15 protein-coding genes and 1 riboswitch are annotated in these 15,353 nt (G+C 67.8%); of the genes, 8 read left to right on the top strand and 7 right to left on the bottom strand.

The features are described from left to right. Positions 1-44: 44 nt before the first annotated feature. Both hemG and hemE read right to left on the bottom strand, forming a co-directional pair. Complete coding sequence (gene hemG, locus HNO81_RS02060) at positions 45-1,514, bottom strand: protoporphyrinogen oxidase (RefSeq protein WP_175316486.1); 1,470 nt, start codon at positions 1,512-1,514, stop codon at positions 45-47. Positions 1,515-1,517: 3 nt separating this feature from the next. Then, the gene (hemE, locus tag HNO81_RS02055) at positions 1,518-2,612 is read right to left on the bottom strand and encodes a uroporphyrinogen decarboxylase (protein ID WP_175316485.1); all 1,095 of its coding nucleotides are present in this window, start codon (positions 2,610-2,612) and stop codon (positions 1,518-1,520) included. Between the two features lie 170 nt (positions 2,613-2,782). On the opposite strand from hemE, the gene HNO81_RS02050 reads away from it, so the two are divergent. Beyond that, positions 2,783-4,099 (top strand): glutamyl-tRNA reductase, encoded by a 1,317-nt coding sequence (locus HNO81_RS02050; RefSeq protein ID WP_175316484.1) that lies wholly within the window; start codon positions 2,783-2,785, stop codon positions 4,097-4,099. 75 nt (positions 4,100-4,174) lie between these two features. On the opposite strand, the gene moeB is transcribed toward HNO81_RS02050, so the two are convergent. Beyond that, complete coding sequence (moeB, locus tag HNO81_RS02045; protein WP_175316483.1) at positions 4,175-5,374, bottom strand: molybdopterin-synthase adenylyltransferase MoeB; 1,200 nt, start codon at positions 5,372-5,374, stop codon at positions 4,175-4,177. 85 nt (positions 5,375-5,459) lie between these two features. Between moeB and HNO81_RS02040 the strand changes: the two genes are divergently transcribed. The 3 genes from HNO81_RS02040 (at position 5,460) to HNO81_RS02030 (ending at position 6,785) form a co-directional block, all read left to right on the top strand. Next, positions 5,460-6,125 (top strand): TetR/AcrR family transcriptional regulator, encoded by a 666-nt coding sequence (locus HNO81_RS02040; RefSeq protein ID WP_175316482.1) that lies wholly within the window; start codon positions 5,460-5,462, stop codon positions 6,123-6,125. 62 nt (positions 6,126-6,187) lie between these two features. Beyond that, positions 6,188-6,412 (top strand): DUF3107 domain-containing protein, encoded by a 225-nt coding sequence (locus HNO81_RS02035; protein ID WP_175316481.1) that lies wholly within the window; start codon positions 6,188-6,190, stop codon positions 6,410-6,412. Between the two features lie 70 nt (positions 6,413-6,482). Continuing rightward, positions 6,483-6,785, top strand: coding sequence for a hypothetical protein (locus HNO81_RS02030; RefSeq protein ID WP_175316480.1), 303 nt, complete (start codon positions 6,483-6,485; stop codon positions 6,783-6,785). Between the two features lie 76 nt (positions 6,786-6,861). On the opposite strand, the gene HNO81_RS02025 is transcribed toward HNO81_RS02030, so the two are convergent. The 3 genes from HNO81_RS02025 to thiO all read right to left on the bottom strand — a co-directional run bounded on the left by HNO81_RS02025 (position 6,862) and on the right by thiO (position 9,207). Then, positions 6,862-7,674 carry a thiazole synthase gene (locus HNO81_RS02025; RefSeq protein ID WP_175316479.1) on the bottom strand — a complete coding sequence of 271 codons (813 nt, stop codon included), beginning with the start codon at positions 7,672-7,674 and terminating at the stop codon, positions 6,862-6,864. Between the two features lies 1 nt (position 7,675). Next, positions 7,676-7,912: a sulfur carrier protein ThiS gene (gene thiS, locus HNO81_RS02020; protein WP_175316478.1), complete on the bottom strand. Its 237-nt coding sequence runs from the start codon at positions 7,910-7,912 to the stop codon at positions 7,676-7,678. After that, positions 7,909-9,207 (bottom strand): glycine oxidase ThiO, encoded by a 1,299-nt coding sequence (thiO, locus tag HNO81_RS02015; protein ID WP_175316477.1) that lies wholly within the window; start codon positions 9,205-9,207, stop codon positions 7,909-7,911. Before thiO ends, thiS begins: the two co-directional genes overlap by 4 nt. Then, positions 9,200-9,318: riboswitch (TPP riboswitch) on the bottom strand. It overlaps the preceding gene by 8 nt. Before the next feature lie 27 nt (positions 9,319-9,345). Here thiO and thiE point away from each other — a divergent pair. The 4 genes from thiE to HNO81_RS01995 all read left to right on the top strand — a co-directional run bounded on the left by thiE (position 9,346) and on the right by HNO81_RS01995 (position 14,504). After that, a complete protein-coding gene (gene thiE, locus HNO81_RS02010) occupies positions 9,346-10,095 on the top strand; it encodes a thiamine phosphate synthase (RefSeq protein WP_175316476.1) in 750 nt (249 codons plus the stop codon). Between the two features lie 39 nt (positions 10,096-10,134). Then, positions 10,135-11,622, top strand: a complete 1,488-nt coding sequence (locus HNO81_RS02005; protein WP_175316475.1) for an RNB domain-containing ribonuclease — start codon at positions 10,135-10,137, stop codon at positions 11,620-11,622. Between the two features lie 291 nt (positions 11,623-11,913). Further along, positions 11,914-13,608 carry a DEAD/DEAH box helicase gene (locus tag HNO81_RS02000; protein WP_175316474.1) on the top strand — a complete coding sequence of 565 codons (1,695 nt, stop codon included), beginning with the start codon at positions 11,914-11,916 and terminating at the stop codon, positions 13,606-13,608. An 8-nt stretch (positions 13,609-13,616) separates the two neighbouring features. Beyond that, positions 13,617-14,504 (top strand): site-specific DNA-methyltransferase, encoded by an 888-nt coding sequence (locus HNO81_RS01995; protein ID WP_175316473.1) that lies wholly within the window; start codon positions 13,617-13,619, stop codon positions 14,502-14,504. On the opposite strand, the gene HNO81_RS01990 is transcribed toward HNO81_RS01995, so the two are convergent. Then, entirely contained in the window at positions 14,501-15,349 is an 849-nt protein-coding gene (locus tag HNO81_RS01990; RefSeq protein ID WP_175316472.1) for a PHP domain-containing protein, read from the bottom strand. The genes HNO81_RS01995 and HNO81_RS01990 overlap by 4 nt on opposite strands. Positions 15,350-15,353 lie beyond the last annotated feature (4 nt).

The following is a 15,353-nucleotide window of genomic DNA, read 5'->3' as shown; positions in this document are numbered from 1 at the left end:
GGGGCGCCTGCAGCCAGTTTTACTCCGCTGACCAGCAGGGATGCTCAGGCGGCAGCCAGTTGTCCGATGTGCCCACGTGTGTCGGCCACCACAGCGGCCAGCCCGTTCCCGGCGACCCATCCGCCAACCACGGCCAGGCCACCCGCCGCACTGCAGGCCTGCCGGATTCCGGCTGCCCGGGCGCGGTGCCCAACGGCGGCGAATGGCAGGGCCCCGCGCCACCGCACCACGTCCCAGCCAAGGACGTCCGCCGCCGTGATCCGGACGCCCAAAAGTACGGAGGCGTCGTCCAAGGATGCCGCAAACAGCTCATCATCGGTTTGCGGGCCGGTAGGTTGTGCCGAGGCGCCGTCCACCCGGCCGTAGGAAAGGCGCACCACATGGCGGCCCGGGCCGGCTGCGACGGCCAGCCAGTCCCATTTGCCGGTGGCATGCGTTAAGGCCTTTGCCTGGATGCCGGCTGTTTGGGGGGCCACCAGGACTCCCGTTCCCCGGGGCCGGCTGTCCAGGTCCGGCTTGTCCAGCACCAGGGTGACCAGCTTGACGTCGGGACCGGATCCGGGTTTCTTTCCCGCGATGGCAGGCACCGCAGTTTCCAGCAGTTCGACGGCGGCCGGACCCTCCACGGCTACGACCAGAAGCGCGGCATGGAAGACCCTGCCGGCAGTGTCGACGCGCCAGCCTTCGGGGGTGCGGGACACCGACGTGGCAGCAGTGTCCAGGAGAAGGGCCACCCCCCGGCGCTGGAGATCCGCCACCAGGGCGCCAACCAGGGTGTGCATGCCGCCTTCGAGGCCGGCAACGGCGGATCCGGCCTTCGCCGGCTTGTTCGGCGGCTCCGGCTGGCCGGCAGTTGGCTGGCCGGCGGCTGCACCGCTGCCGCGCCTCTGCGCCGAAACCGCGGCAGCGAGCGACCCGTGCTCGCGCAGGCCGGCACGAAGGCCGGGGGCTACCATGTCGACGTCGAGCAGGCCGGGATCAGCGGAGTGGACGCCGCCCACCACGGGTGAGACGAGCCGTTCCAGTACCCGCGACCCCATGCGGGCACGGACCAGGGCAGCGACGCTGCTGACGCCGGAGCCGCCGCCGATGGAGGCGGGGAGCAGCCGGTCCAGCGACGCGCGCAGCGAGCCCAGTATGCCCAGAGTGCGGCGCACCTCGGGGTCCCAGGGGTTGGCGGGGATGCCCAGGACGCCGGTCCTCGGCAGCTCGCGTGGCCCGTCCGGAAGCTGCACCCAGGCACCACCGGGGCGCGGGGGAACGATCTTGCCGCCAAGCCCCAGCTCGGTGCAGAGCCGGGCGACGGCGTCGGACCTGGTGGCGAAGGATTCCGCGCCGCTGTCCAGGGTGAGTCCGGCCACCGTGTGGCTGCCTACGCAGCCGCCCCACGCCGCCCCTGCTTCCAGGACGGTCACGTCGTAGCCGGCCGCCGCGAGTTCCCGGGCCGAGACGAGCCCGGAAATTCCGCCGCCCACCACGAGCGCCTTGCCGGGCAGTGCCGGGGAGCTGCCCACGGGTTATTCCGGAGAGATGGAGTGGATGAGCTCCACCACCCGGGTGAGGACAGTGGGGTCCGTTTCCGGCGGTACGCCGTGTCCGAGGTTCAGGACGTGGCCCGGGGCGCCGGCTCCGGCAGCGCTGACTTCGCGGACGTGCGCCTCCAGGATGTCCCAGGGTGCTGACAGCAGCGCCGGATCGATGTTGCCCTGCAGCGGCACGGTTCCGCCCAGCCGCCGGTTCGCCTCGTCGAGCGGCAGCCGGTAGTCAACGCCCACCACGTCCACACCCACATCGCGCATGGCGACCAGGAGTTCAGATGTTCCCGTGCCGAAGTGGATGAGCGGGGCGCCCAGGTGCCGGACGTGGTCCAGGGCACGGGCCGACGCCGGGGCAACGTACTTGGTGTAATCGGCCAGGCCCAGCGAGCCCGCCCAAGAGTCAAAGAGCTGTGCGGCGGATGCGCCCGCCTCCAGCTGGGCCTGGAGGAACATGCCGGAGGCATCTGCTGCCCAGTTGGCCAAAGCATTCCAGGTCTCGGGGTCAGCGTGCATCATGGTCCGCGGGCCCAGGTGGTCGCGGGACGGCTTTCCCTCCACCATGTAGGCGGCCAGCGTGAACGGGGCGCCGGCAAAACCGATGAGGGGTGTCTTGCCCAGTTCCGCCACCGTGAGGCGGACTGCTTCGCGGATGGGCTCCAGGGCCTCCCAGGTGAGCCGCGGCAGGGCGGCGACATCTGCGGCGGTGCGGACGGGCTTGTCAAGGACCGGCCCCACTCCGGGAACGATGTCGACGCCAACTCCGGCGAGCTTCAACGGGATGACGATGTCGGAGAAGAAGATGCCGGCGTCCACGTCATGGCGGCGGACGGGCTGCAGGGTGATCTCAGCCGCCAGTTCGGGGCGGAGGCAGGAGTCCAGCATGGCGATGCCTTCGCGCACATTGAGGTATTCGGGCAGCGACCGGCCGGCCTGCCGCATGAACCAGACGGGGCGGCGGGACGGCTTGCCGCCGCGGTAGGCCGTGATCAGCGGGGAGTCTGCTGTGCGGCCGTCCATCAGTGGATGGTCTGCGGCGAGGATGCCGGCAGCGGAGACGGCGGGGCTAGGAGTCATGCTTTTGATTGTGCCCAAAAAGAGCTGCAAAAGATAACGACAACCTGTCGCCGGCGGCCCATGGATCGCGGCAGCAATCCCCCGGGTGGCGCGGATCACGCCCAGGTGTGGCGACTATCCTTTGCCATAGTTGTTCTACCAGGCAACGAAAAAGCTATGATTGGTCTGCTGTGGTTCTTTTCTCATTGGTGGCTACACACGCCGACATCGATCTTGAAACCGTTGCTCAGTTGAGCAACGGTTCCTCCGGGATTGCCGCGTCCGCGCTCACCGAATCTCCCGCCGTCGCCGGCGCCGTGGTCCTCGCCACGTGCAACCGCTATGAGATCTATGGCGAGGCGTCCCATCCGGACGATGTCGAAGCGGCCCGGGCGGCCCTCGTCTCGCGGATCAGCGAAGCAAGCGGCCTGGCTGAACCCCTCGTATCCCGCTCCTTTAATACCCGCACCGGCCCCGAAGTGACCCAGCACCTGTTTGCCGTCAGCGCCGGACTCGACTCCGCCGTCGTTGGTGAGCGCGAGATCGCCGGACAGGTGCGCCGCGCCCTCATCACCGCGCAGCATGACGGCACTGCCAGCGCCGGGCTGGTCCGGCTGTTCCAGGCAGCCTCGAAAACCGCCAAGGACGTCGGCGCACAGACCGCCCTCGGCTCCCGGGGCCTGTCCATCGTTTCGGTGGCCCTGGATTTGGCCACCGATCTTTCCGAAAACCCTGATTGGTCAGCCAAGAAGGTGGTGCTGTTCGGCACGGGCGCGTACGCCGGCGCCACCATGGCGCTGCTGCGTGAACGCGGCTGCACCGACATCTCCGTCTATTCATCGTCCGGCCGGGCCGAAGGGTTCGTGGCCTCGCGCGGCGGCGTGGCCGTGGACGCTGACTCGCTGCGTCCCGCGGTGGCGGCCGCCGACGTCATGATCGGCTGCAGCGGCTCGGACACCCGGGTGGAAGCTGACGAACTGGCCCAGGTCCGTGCGGACTCACCCCAGCCACTGATCGCCATCGACCTGGCACTGACCCATGATTTCGATCCCGCTGTCGGCGAGCTTGACGGCGTGGAACTGCTGACCCTCGAATCGGTGCGCCTCGCAGCACCGCAGGAGCAGGCTGAATCGCTGGCCCAGGCCAGTGGCATCGTCAGGGGTGCCGCCAAGGCTTTCGAGCAGGAGCGTGAAGCCCGCTCCGTGGATTCCGCCATTGTGGCGCTGCGGCGCCACACCATGAGCGTGCTGGACGCGGAGATGGAAAAGGTCCGTGCCCGCCACGGCTGCACCGCTGCGGCCGAGGAAGTGGAGTTCGCCCTCCGCCGCATGGTGAAGCAGCTGCTGCACGTCCCCACGGTCCGTGCCCGCGAACTCGCCGCAAACGGCCAGCAGGACGACTACGTCGCAGCGCTGGAGGCCCTGTACGGCATTACCGTCGAACAACCCGCCGCCACTGCACCGGCTGCCGAGTGCCCGGTGGACCATAAGGGCCGCGAAACCGCCTGACCCAAAACTCGCTCGCGCTATCAGATATGGCTCCTAAACCAACGGTTTGGGAGCCATATCTGATAGTGCAAGCGGTCAGTAGACGGGTTTTTCGGGTTCCACGTCGCGCACCCAGGCCAGGATGCCGCCGTCGAGATGGCTGACGCGCTGGTAGCCGGCCTGCCGGGCGGCGGCCAGGACGCTGGCCGACCGTGTGCCCGCTTTGCAGTGGAACACGATGTCCCGGTCCTGCGGAAGTTCGTCCCAGGCCTCGCCGGCGAGGATGCGCCCTTGCGGGATCAATGTGGCGCCGTCGATCCGCACAATGTCGTACTCCCCCGATTCCCGGACATCCACCAGTTCGAAGTCCTTGAGCCCGGCTTTGCGCGAGGCCAGCATGGTGGCCAGCTGGGTGGCCGTGACCGTGTGTTCGGTGTCCGACGGGGTGGCCGGGGCAATCCCGCAGAAGGCCTCATAGTCCGTCAGTTCCGTGATGGGTGCCGCGGCCGGGTCCTTGGAGACCCTGATTTCGCGCCAACTGCCGCCCAGCGCGTCAAACAGGGCTACGCGGCCCAGCAGGGAACGTCCGACGCCGGTGATCAGCTTCACCGCTTCGGTCACCATGAGTGATCCCACGGCAGCGCAGAGCATGCCGAAGACCCCTCCCTCGCCGCAGGAGGGAACGGAACCGGCAGGCGGGGCCTCGGGATACAGGTCGCGGTAGCTGGGTCCGTGTTTCTCCCAGAACACGCTGACCTGGCCGTCGAACCGGAAGATTGAACCCCACACGTACGGCTTGCCCAGGATGGCGGCGGCATCATTGACCAGGTACCGGGTGGCGAAGTTGTCCGCACCGTCCAGGATAAGGTCGTACCCGCTGAACAGTTCCAGGGCGTTGGATGAGTCCAGGCGCACGTTGTGCAGCCGGACGTCCACCAGCGGATTCAGTTCGGCAATGGCATCGCGGGCCGATTCGGTCTTGGGACGGCCCACATCACCCACGCCGTGGATCACCTGGCGCTGCAGGTTGCTCAGGTCCACCACGTCGTCGTCGACGATTCCGATCATTCCCACACCAGCCGCGGCAAGGTAGAGCAGCGCGGGGGCACCCAGTCCGCCGGCGCCGATGACCAGCACCTTGGCGTTCTTAAGCCGCCGCTGGCCCAGTGCCCCGATCTCAGGAATGATCAGGTGCCGGGAGTACCGCTCAACCTCGGCGGAGGTAAGGCCGGGGGCCGGTTCAACCAGCGGATCCAGGGACGTGGCAGCAACATTTGCGGTGAAAGACGAAGCCATACTTCAATGTATGCCCCGGGATACCGCCGGGTCATATTACCCCGCAGTAAAGTGAAGGGTAACTGCAACGGAAAGAAGGACAACTGTGGTCCCTGAAGCACGGGCGGACCGCCCGACCGCCGCCGAACCGCACGCTCCCTCCCGCCCCGCAGGCCAGCGGTCCGCCCGGATGCCACGGGATGAGCGCCGGGCCCAACTCCTCGCCGCGGCCCAGGAGGTTTTCGTGGCCAACGGCTATCACGGCGCGGCGATGGATGAGATCGCGGAAACCGCGCATGTGAGCAAGCCGGTGCTGTACCAGCATTTCCCCTCCAAGCGCGACCTGTACCTCGCCCTGCTGGAGAGCCACCTGGCCTCGCTGACCGAATTGATGCTGGGTGCCCTGAACTCCACCACGGACAACGATGAACGCGTCCAGGCCGTCATGCGCGCCTACTTCCACTTCATCGCCAACGACGACCAGGCGCACCGCCTGGTGTTCGAGTCGGACCTCATCAACGATCCCGATGTCAGCTCGCGGCTGGAAACCTTCAACCGGACGTTCGCTGACGCCATTGCCCGGGTCATTGCGGAGGACACCAAGCTTCCCCACCTCGAAGCGGAACTGCTGGGCCGGGGCCTGGCCGGAATGGCGCAGGTCAGCGCCCGGTACTGGCTGGAAACGGACGGCAACCTGGACCTGAATGTTGCCAGCGACCTCATCTACCGTTTAGCTTGGCGCGGAATCTCTCGCTTCCCCAAAGAGTCCTAGACTACAAATAAGACAACACCTCGTAGAGAAACACGAGTACTTTCACAGGCTGGGAGGCCCCCTTGGAAATTAAGATCGGCGTGCAGAACGTTGGCCGCGAAATCGTGCTCGAATCAACCCAGGACGCGGAGACGGTAGCCAAGGTTGTTGGCCAGGCCATTAATGACGGCAGCGAACTGCGCCTCAAGGATGACAAAGGACGCCTGATCATTGTTCCCGGCAATGCACTGGCTTACGTGGAAATTGGTGCCGAAGAGGTCCGGCGCGTAGGTTTCGGCCAGTTCTAGGCCGTCCCAGGTCCCGTCGCGTTCCACTGCCTGCCCGTCCCGGGGCAGCCGCTGTTTTTCGAGGAGTCCCATGCTTTCGCTGACCATCGTGGTCCTGGTTACCGTTGCCGCCGGCTTCGTTGTCTGGGCCAATGACAAACGGCACGCCAAGTATGGGGCGGCCCTGCCTGCCGGCGTTGCGGTGAGCGTGGCAGCGCTGGCGTGGATCATCCTGATGACCGCGGGCTTCGGTTACCTGCCGGGAACCACCTGGCTTCCGTGGGTCCTGCCGATGGTCCTGGGCGTCGCCGCGGCTGTTGCCGCCGTCGTCTATCTGGGCCGTACCCGGGCGCGCCGCGACACGGAGCGGCTGACCGCCATCCTGCGGCGCTGACCGGGACGCTCCCGGCTGGATATGCAGGTGTGGCCACCACCCGTTGGGGTGGTGGCCACACTTGTATCGCCCCAGGTCAGAGGAACTCCGCCCGGCCCTCCATCGCCGAGGAGGCCAGCGCGTGCTCGCGGCGCGGGATGCGGCCCGCAGCCCTGGCCATCCGGCCGGCGATCACCGCATGTTTAAACGCCTCACCCATGAGCGCCGGGTTCTGGGCGCGTGTCACTGCCGTGGCGAGCAGCACGGCGTCGCAGCCCAGCTCCATGGCCAGCGCGGCGTCCGATGCCGTGCCGATGCCCGCATCCAGGACCACCGGCACCGAGGCCCGGGAAACGATGAGTTCGATATTGTGCGGGTTCAGGATTCCCAGTCCGGTGCCGATCGGGGCGCCCAGCGGCATGACGGCGGCAGCGCCGAGGTTCTCCAGCCGCAACGCAAGGACGGGATCGTCGTTCGTGTAGGCGAACACCTTGAATCCGCGGTTCACCAACTGCTCCGTGGCCTCCACCAGTTCCACGGCGTCCGGGAGGAGCGTCTGCTCGTCGGCGATGACTTCCAGCTTCACCCAATCGGTTTCCAGGGCCTCCCGCGCCAGTTCCGCCGTGAGGACGGCGTCCCTGGCCGTGAAGCAGCCGGCAGTGTTGGGCAGCACGCGGATACCGTGGTCCACCAGCAGCTGAAACAGGGATCCGGTCTCCGCGGTGGAGTACCGGCGCATGGCCACCGTGGTCAGGGCGGTGCCGGACGCCAGGAGCGCTGCGCCCAGGCCGTCCAGGCTTGGCGCCCCGCCCGTTCCCATGATGAGCCGGGATCCGAGGGCGACGCCGTCGATCACCAAGGCGTCGCTGCCGGCATTTCCTGCGGGGTTGATGGTGCTGGTTTCGGTCATGTCAGCCTCCCTGTACTGCGGTGACGAGTTCGATGTCATCGCCTTCGGCGAGCGCCGTGGCGAACCATTGGCTGCGCGGCACCACCTGGGCGTTATGTGCGACGGCGACGCCCAGTTTCCCGCCGTCCGTCGCCTGGCCGTTGGGTGCCAGCGGGCGTCCCGTGACCTGGCTGACGAGCGTGGTGATGGAGGCGCCGTCGGCCACCGTGTGGGTGTTTCCGTTCAGGGTGATGTTCACACTGTCTCCTTGGTGGGATGGGTGGTGGCGGCTGTGGCGGGACGGGAAAACCGTTCCGGGCTGAAGGGTGCCCACCGGGAATCGGATTTTCCGTCCAGCAGTTCCGTACAGATGGCGGCTGCGGCGGGAGTAAGCAGGACACCGTGCCGGAAGAAGCCGGTGGCGATGATGAGGCCCGGCACGTTCCCGGCTTCCGCGCCTGCGGACCCGGGAGCCGCCGGCACCCGGCCCAGCAGCGGGGCGTTGTCGGGTGTTCCGGGCCGGGCCCGGGCGGTGCACTCGAGCAGTTCCAGTTCGGCGACGGCGGGCACCAGGGCCTGGGCGTCCCGCAGTAATTGGTAGACGCCCCCGGCGCTGACGGCATCGGAAAGGGCGTCTTCGCGCTGCGTGGCTCCGATCACCACGGTCCCGTCCTGCCGGGGGACGATATAAACGGGGACACCGTGCACCAGCCCGCGCACGGTGGACGTCACCAGGGGTTGAAGGTGCTGTGGAACGGCAAGGCGGAGGATGTCCCCGTGCACGGGCCGCAGGGGAAGCTCAAGGCCGTCAGGCAGGCCGGAAAGGTTGCCTGCCTGCAGCCCGTTGGCCACGATGGTTTCCGTTGCCAGGACGCTGCCGCCGCCGCCGAGCCTTGCACCGGCAACCTTCCCGTCCTCCCACAGCAGCCCTGAGGCACGGTCCGGCACGGCGTACCCGTCCCGGGCCCCTTCCACCGCCAGATCCGGGGACCCAAGCGCCGCCCCTGCGAGGGCCAGCCCCAGGGCAGCGACCAGCCGGCGCGGATCCACCTGGTGGTCCGCGGGAGTATCCAGGGCACAGGCGATGGCCGGGCTGAGGAGCGGCTCGCGCCTGCGGGCCTCCCGCACGGTCAGCGGTTCCACGCCCAGCCCGTTGGCCTGCTGCACTGCGCGGAGGTCCATCAGCGCGCGGCGGTCCGCCGCGTCGGCACCCACGGCAAGGGTCGGCGTCGTCAGGTATCCGCAATCAGCTTCCGTTGCGCCGGTGATCCCGGCCGCGAACCCGGGCCAGCGGGATGACGCCTCAAGCATCAGCTCCAGGAGGTCCTCCTCCTGGTAGTGCAGTTCGCTGACCGGGGCCAGCATGCCGGCGGCGGCCCAGCTGGCACCCTTCCCGGGAGCGTCATCGATCAGGGCCACGGAACGTCCGGACCGCTGCACCTCGTAGGCTATGCCGTGGCCCACCACTCCCCCGCCAATGACGGCGACGTCGGCCCGGACCGTGGAACGTGGTGCAGCGGACAGCCGGGCGCGGTGGTCAACGGGGGTGCGCATATGGTTCCTTCCCTACGCCGGCATTAACCGGATCAGGTCAAGCGGTCGGCTCTGACGCCCTCTCAGCCCGGCGCTTTGTGACAGCTGCCGCGGGCTCCCGCAGTACCTGCCCAGTTTAGAGGAACTAGGCTTGCACGCATGAATGTGTCCGCCTCATCCTTCCCCGCAGGCTCCTCCGCTCCCGGCACCACGGCTGTCCATGCCGACGTTGCCAACGCCGGCCACAACGACGCCCTCAAGGCAGCCCGCCTGTACCTGTGCACGGATGCACGGCGTGGGCGCGGCGATTTCGCGGAGTTCGTGGACGCCGCCTTCGCCGGCGGCGTGGACATCATCCAGCTGAGGGACAAGACCATCGAGGCCGCCGAAGAACTGGACCTCCTGGCCGTGGTGAAGGAAACAGCAGTCCGCCATGGCCGGCTGTGGGCGGTCAATGACCGTGCGGACATCGCCGTGCTGTCCGGGGCGCCGGTGTTCCACGTCGGGCAGAAGGACCTTCCGCTGCCGGCGGCGCGGACGCTGGTCAACGGGAACGCCGCCATCGGGCTCTCCAGCCACACCACTGCCCAAATCGACGCGGCCCTTACGGCAACCGCCGGTCCGGCCGGTCTGGACTACTTCTGCGTGGGCCCGGTCTGGGCAACTCCCACCAAACCCGGCAGGGCCGCCGTCGGCACCGGACTGGTGAAGTACGCCGCGGAAGCCTCCCGGCAGGCCGGGGATCCCGTGCCATGGTTTGCCATTGGCGGCATCGACCACGGAAACGTCCGCGAGGTGGTGGAGGCCGGTGCGGCCAGGATCGTGGTGGTCCGCGCCATCACGGAGGCGCCCGACCCCGCCGCTGCGGCAGCGTCGCTTCTCGACGCGCTGGACGGCGCCCGCGCCTGAGCCTGCGTAATTCCGGGACTTGGGGCTACGCTGATTTTTGTGTCACATCATCGGTTGACCCCCAGCGTTCATGACCACAAAAACGCCCTGGAAGAGGCGTTGGGACTGCTGCGGACGGAACTTGAGCTGCCGGGGCCGTACCCTGCCGACGCGGTGGCGGACGCCCGGGCAGCCGTCGCCGCGTTGAAACTGCCCTCCTACGACCTCACCGCCGTCGACTTCGTCACCATCGACCCCGCGTCCTCCACGGACCTGGACCAGGCAGTCTTCATCGAAGCGGACGGTAACGGCTACAAGGTCATGTACGCCATCGCCGACGTCCCGGCCTTTGTTGCCCCCGGCGGCCCGCTGGACGCCGAAACCCGGCGCCGCGGCCAAACGTTCTACGCCCCGGACGGCCGGATCCCGCTGCACCCGGAAGTGATCAGCGAAGGAGCAGGAAGCCTGCTGCCCGGCCAGGAGTGTCCAGCTTTCGTCTGGCACTTCACGCTCGACGGCGACGCGTCAGTGCTCACCGTGGGCGTCCGGAGGGCGCGGGTCATCAGCCGTGACAAGCTCAGCTACAAGGGCGCGCAGGCCGATCTGGATGCCGGGACAGCCTCCCCCGTGCTGCGGCTGCTCCGCGAGGTGGGACTGAAGCGGGTAGCGCTGGAACGGGCACGCCAGGGGGCCAGCCTGAACATGCCGGAGCAGGAGATCGTCCAGCTGCCCGACGGCGGTTACCGCATCGACGCGGTCCCGCAGCTGCCCGTGGAGGACTGGAATGCGCAGATCTCCCTGATGACCGGGATGGCCGCCGCCCAGCTCATGCTGGCGGGCAAGGTGGGCATCCTGCGCACCATGCCGGCACCGGACGAACGGTCGCTGAAGCATTTCCGGCTGCAGACCGAGGTGCTGGGCAGGCCGTGGGACGGCGAAGTCAGCTACGGCGAATACCTTCGGTCCCTTGATCCCACTGACCCGCGCCAACTCGCCATCATGCACTCGGCCGGCATGCTGTTCCGCGGGGCCTCCTACACTGCTTTTGACGGCACGGTGCCCGAGGACGGCATCCAGTCGGCCATCGGCGCGGCCTACGCCCACACCACGGCGCCGCTGCGCCGCCTGGTGGACCGCTTCGTCCTGGTCATCTGCGAGGCCCTCAGCAACGGCGGCGATGTCCCCGGCTGGGCGCGGGATGCCCTCCCCCTGCTGCCCGGCATCATGGCCGGGTCGGACCAGCTCGCGGCCCGGATGGAACGGCTGGCCCTGGACACGGTGGAAGCGGCGCTGCTGCTGAACCACATCGGGCAGGAGTTCGAGGCCATCGTGATTTCCGGGTCGAAGCCGCAGAACGGGAACGGCAAGACCGGCAACGGGAACGGCAAGACCGGCAACGGGAACGGAAGTTCGGGGATCATCCAGATTGCCGAACCGGCGGTAACGGCCCGCTGCGCGGGCGAGCTGGAGTCCGGCACCAAGGTCCGGGTCCGGCTGGTTTCATCGGACATCACCACCCGGCAGATCCACTTCGAACTCATTTCCTAGGGGTCCGGCCAGTGCCGCATGCGGGCCGAATCCGGGTTTCCGCGCCCGTGCAGCTAGACTGGAGGCGTAGAACTGGATGCCCGGTCGTTGATTTCCTTGATTTGAAACCAACAAGCCCGCCCCTACGCGATCTTGAGATTTACCAGTTGGTCACCAGTGCCAGCATTAGATAGCCCGCGATCGGCTTCCACTGGAATCGCTTGCGCGCCTGAGCGTGCTCCGGAGCGGCCAGCCTTGGCCGGCCCGTTGAGCAGGCAGCGCCAATGCCCAAATGAATAAGGAAACTCCCCTGTGAGTGAATTGCATACCCACCAGCTCCTGAGCGATGAGTCCGGCACGGAAACCATCGAGCCGGAAGAAACCATCATTTCGGATGAGACACCGCACGAGATCGCGGAGAAGTCCTTCGCGGACTACAACGTCCGCGCAGACATCGTCGAATCCCTGGCCGACGCCGGGATCACCCACCCGTTCCCCATCCAGGCGATGACCCTGCCGGTCGCACTGGGCGGACACGACATCATTGGCCAGGCCAAGACCGGCACCGGCAAGACCCTGGGCTTCGGCATTCCAGCCCTGCAGCGCGTCGTGGGCCAGGATGACCCCGGCTACGACAGGCTGGCCGTTCCCGGCGCCCCGCAGGCCCTGGTCATTGTGCCCACCCGTGAACTCGCCGTCCAGGTTGCCAGCGACCTCCAGACGGCAGCGCGCAAGCGCAACGCCAGGATCACCACCATCTACGGCGGCCGCGCCTACGAGCCCCAGGTGGAAGCCTTGAAGCAGGGCGTCGAGGTAGTGGTGGGAACCCCCGGCCGCCTGATCGACCTGTACAAGCAGAAGCACCTCAGCCTGAAGAACGTCAAGATCGTGGTGCTGGATGAGGCCGACGAAATGCTGGACCTCGGCTTCCTCCCGGACGTTGAGACCCTCATCGCCGGAACCCCTGCCGTCCGCCAGACGCTCCTGTTCTCGGCGACCATGCCTGGCCCGGTCATCGCCATGGCGCGCCGCTACATGACCCAGCCCACCCACATCCGGGCAGCTGATCCGGATGACGAGGGCCTGACCAAGCGCGACATCCGCCAGCTGATCTACCGTGCGCACAGCATGGACAAGACCGAAGTGGTGGCCCGCATCCTCCAGGCCCGCGGACGTGGCCGGACCATCATCTTCACCAAGACCAAGCGCACCGCCGCCAAAGTGGCCGAGGAACTGGTGGACCGCGGATTCGCCGCCGCCGCCATCCACGGCGACCTGGGCCAGGGCGCCCGCGAACAGGCGCTGCGGGCGTTCCGCAACAACAAGGTTGACGTCCTGGTGGCCACAGATGTCGCTGCCCGCGGCATCGACGTCGACGACGTGACCCACGTGATCAACTACCAGTGCGTGGAAGACGAAAAGATCTACCTGCACCGCGTGGGCCGCACCGGCCGCGCCGGCAACAAGGGCACCGCCGTCACGTTCGTGGACTGGGACGACATGCCGCGCTGGGCGCTGATCAATAAGGCCCTGGGCCTGAGCGTCCCGGAGCCGGTGGAAACCTACTCGTCCTCGCCGCACCTCTACACGGACCTTGATATCCCCGAAGGCACCAAGGGCCGCCTGCCCCGCGACAAGCGGACCCTTGCAGGCGTCGACGCCGAAGTCCTCGAGGACCTCGGCGAGACCGGCAAGAAGAACAGCCGCGGCGGCCGCGACGCAGGCCGCTCACGCGACCGGGACGGTCGGGGCCGCGGATCTTCCGACGCCGGCAAGGGCGGCAGCCGCGAAGGCGGCCGCAGCAGTGACTCCGCGGGCCGCCAGGGCGAGCGCCGCCGTCGCACCTCAACCACCGAGGCCGCACCTGCCGCTGAAGCCGCCGCGCCCGCAACCGACGGCGAAAAGCCCAACCGCGCCCGCCGGACCCGCACCCGCACCCGCCGCCGCAACGGCGAGGTCGTGGCCGGCGCGGACAATGCCAGCCAGCCCGGCACCTCCGAGGCCTAACTGCCCTGATGACTGACACTGTTTGGGCGCCGGACGGCAGCAGCCTGGTGGTGCACGCGGACAACGCCGTGTACCTCCCCACGCTGCCGGACGGCGCCTTCACACTGATTTATGTGGACCCGCCCTTCAACACGGGCCGGCCGCAGCAGCGCCGGGAAACCAAAATGGTGGTCAACGCCGGCGGCAGCGGAGACCGGGTGGGCTTCAAGGGCCGTTCCTACGACACCATCAAAGGTGCCCTGCACCGCTACGACGATGCGTTCAGCGACTACTGGTCCTTCCTGGAGCCCCGCCTCGTGGAGGCCTGGCGCCTCCTTGCCGACGACGGCACCCTGTACCTGCACCTGGATTACCGCGAGGTGCACTACGCCAAGGTGATGCTGGACGCCATTTTCGGCAGGGAATGCTTCCTTAACGAGATCATCTGGGCGTATGACTACGGCGCCAGGGCGAAGAACCGGTGGCCCACCAAGCACGACAACATCCTGGTGTACGTCAAGAACCCTTCGAAATACCACTTCGACAGTGCCGAGGTGGACCGCGAGCCGTACATGGCGCCGGGCCTGGTGACCCCTGCCAAGCGGGAACTGGGAAAGCTGCCCACCGACGTCTGGTGGCACACCATCGTCTCGCCCACCGGTAAGGAAAAGACCGGCTACCCCACGCAGAAGCCGGAGGGCCTGGTCCGCCGCGTGGTCGCTGCCTCCTCCCGGCCAGGTGACTGGTGCCTTGACTTCTTCGCAGGCTCCGGCACCCTCGGCGCAGTGGCCGCGAAGCTGGGCCGCAAATTCGTGTGCGTGGACCAGAACCAGCCCGCCATCGACATCATGGCCAAGCGGCTCGGAGCGCACGCTGTGCTGGGCTCGTTCCCGTCCAGCGGGTTGCCCGCTTCTTAAGGGCGGACGACGGCGGTTCCGGTCCCCAGTTCCTCGATCCGCGCCAGCATGTCCGGGGACGTGACATTTTCGCCGAGGAGGTTGGGCTTGCCGGTGCCGTGGTAATCGGACGAGCCGGTAATCACCAGGTCGTGCCGGGCGGCAAGCCTGCGCAGGAACTCCCGGCCCTCTTCCGGATTGTCCCGGTGGTTGATCTCCAGGCCGGCCAGCCCGGCGTCGATCATTTCCCGGTAAGTCCGCTCCCCCACGATCCGTCCCCGCGCGGACGCCACGGGATGGGCGAAGACCGGCACGCCGCCGGCGGCACGGACAAGTTCGACGGCGGTGGCCGGGTCCGGCGCGTAATGCGGTATGAAGTAGCGGGACCGGGAGGTCAGGATGGAGGCGAAGGCCTCGGAGCGGTCCTCCACCACACCCGCGGCGACCAGGGCATCGGCGATGTGCGGCCGGCCAAGGGTGGCACCCGGTGCCACATGGTGGATCACGTCGTCCCAGGTCAGCGGGTAATCCTCGGCGAGGATCGTGACCATGCGCTCGGCGCGGGTCAGGCGTGAGTCCTTGGCCTTGGTTATTTCCTCAAGGAGCCCGGGGTGGGTGGGGTCGTGCAGGTAGCTCAGGAGGTGGACGCTGATGCCCTCCTCCGTCCGGCAGGAGACTTCCATGCCCGGAACCAGGGCAACCCCGTACGTATGTGCTGCAGCGGAGGCCTCTGCCCAGCCTGCAGTGGAGTCATGGTCGGTCAGGGCCACCACGTCCAGTCCCGCACGGGCAGCGGACGCCATGACATCGGCCGGGGTCTCGGTGCCGTCGGAGACGTTGGAGTGGGCATGCAGGTCAATCCTCACTTAT

The sequence above is a fragment of the Pseudarthrobacter sp. C4D7 genome (genome assembly GCF_013359725.1).
Classification (GTDB): Bacteria; Actinomycetota; Actinomycetes; order Actinomycetales; family Micrococcaceae; genus Arthrobacter.
The sequence above is the reverse complement of the archived record's forward strand: the minus strand, read 5'-3'. Positions and strand labels throughout refer to the sequence as shown.

Coding starts and splice junctions, on each gene's coding strand:
- hemE (WP_175316485.1), bottom strand. CDS start 2,612: ATGACTCCTAGCCCCGCCGTCTCCGCTGCCGGCATCCTCGCCGCAGAC.
- moeB (WP_175316483.1), bottom strand. CDS start 5,374: ATGGCTTCGTCTTTCACCGCAAATGTTGCTGCCACGTCCCTGGATCCG.
- HNO81_RS02030 (WP_175316480.1), top strand. CDS start 6,483: ATGCTTTCGCTGACCATCGTGGTCCTGGTTACCGTTGCCGCCGGCTTC.
- HNO81_RS02025 (WP_175316479.1), bottom strand. CDS start 7,674: ATGACCGAAACCAGCACCATCAACCCCGCAGGAAATGCCGGCAGCGAC.
- thiO (WP_175316477.1), bottom strand. CDS start 9,207: ATGCGCACCCCCGTTGACCACCGCGCCCGGCTGTCCGCTGCACCACGT.
- thiE (WP_175316476.1), top strand. CDS start 9,346: ATGAATGTGTCCGCCTCATCCTTCCCCGCAGGCTCCTCCGCTCCCGGC.
- HNO81_RS01995 (WP_175316473.1), top strand. CDS start 13,617: ATGACTGACACTGTTTGGGCGCCGGACGGCAGCAGCCTGGTGGTGCAC.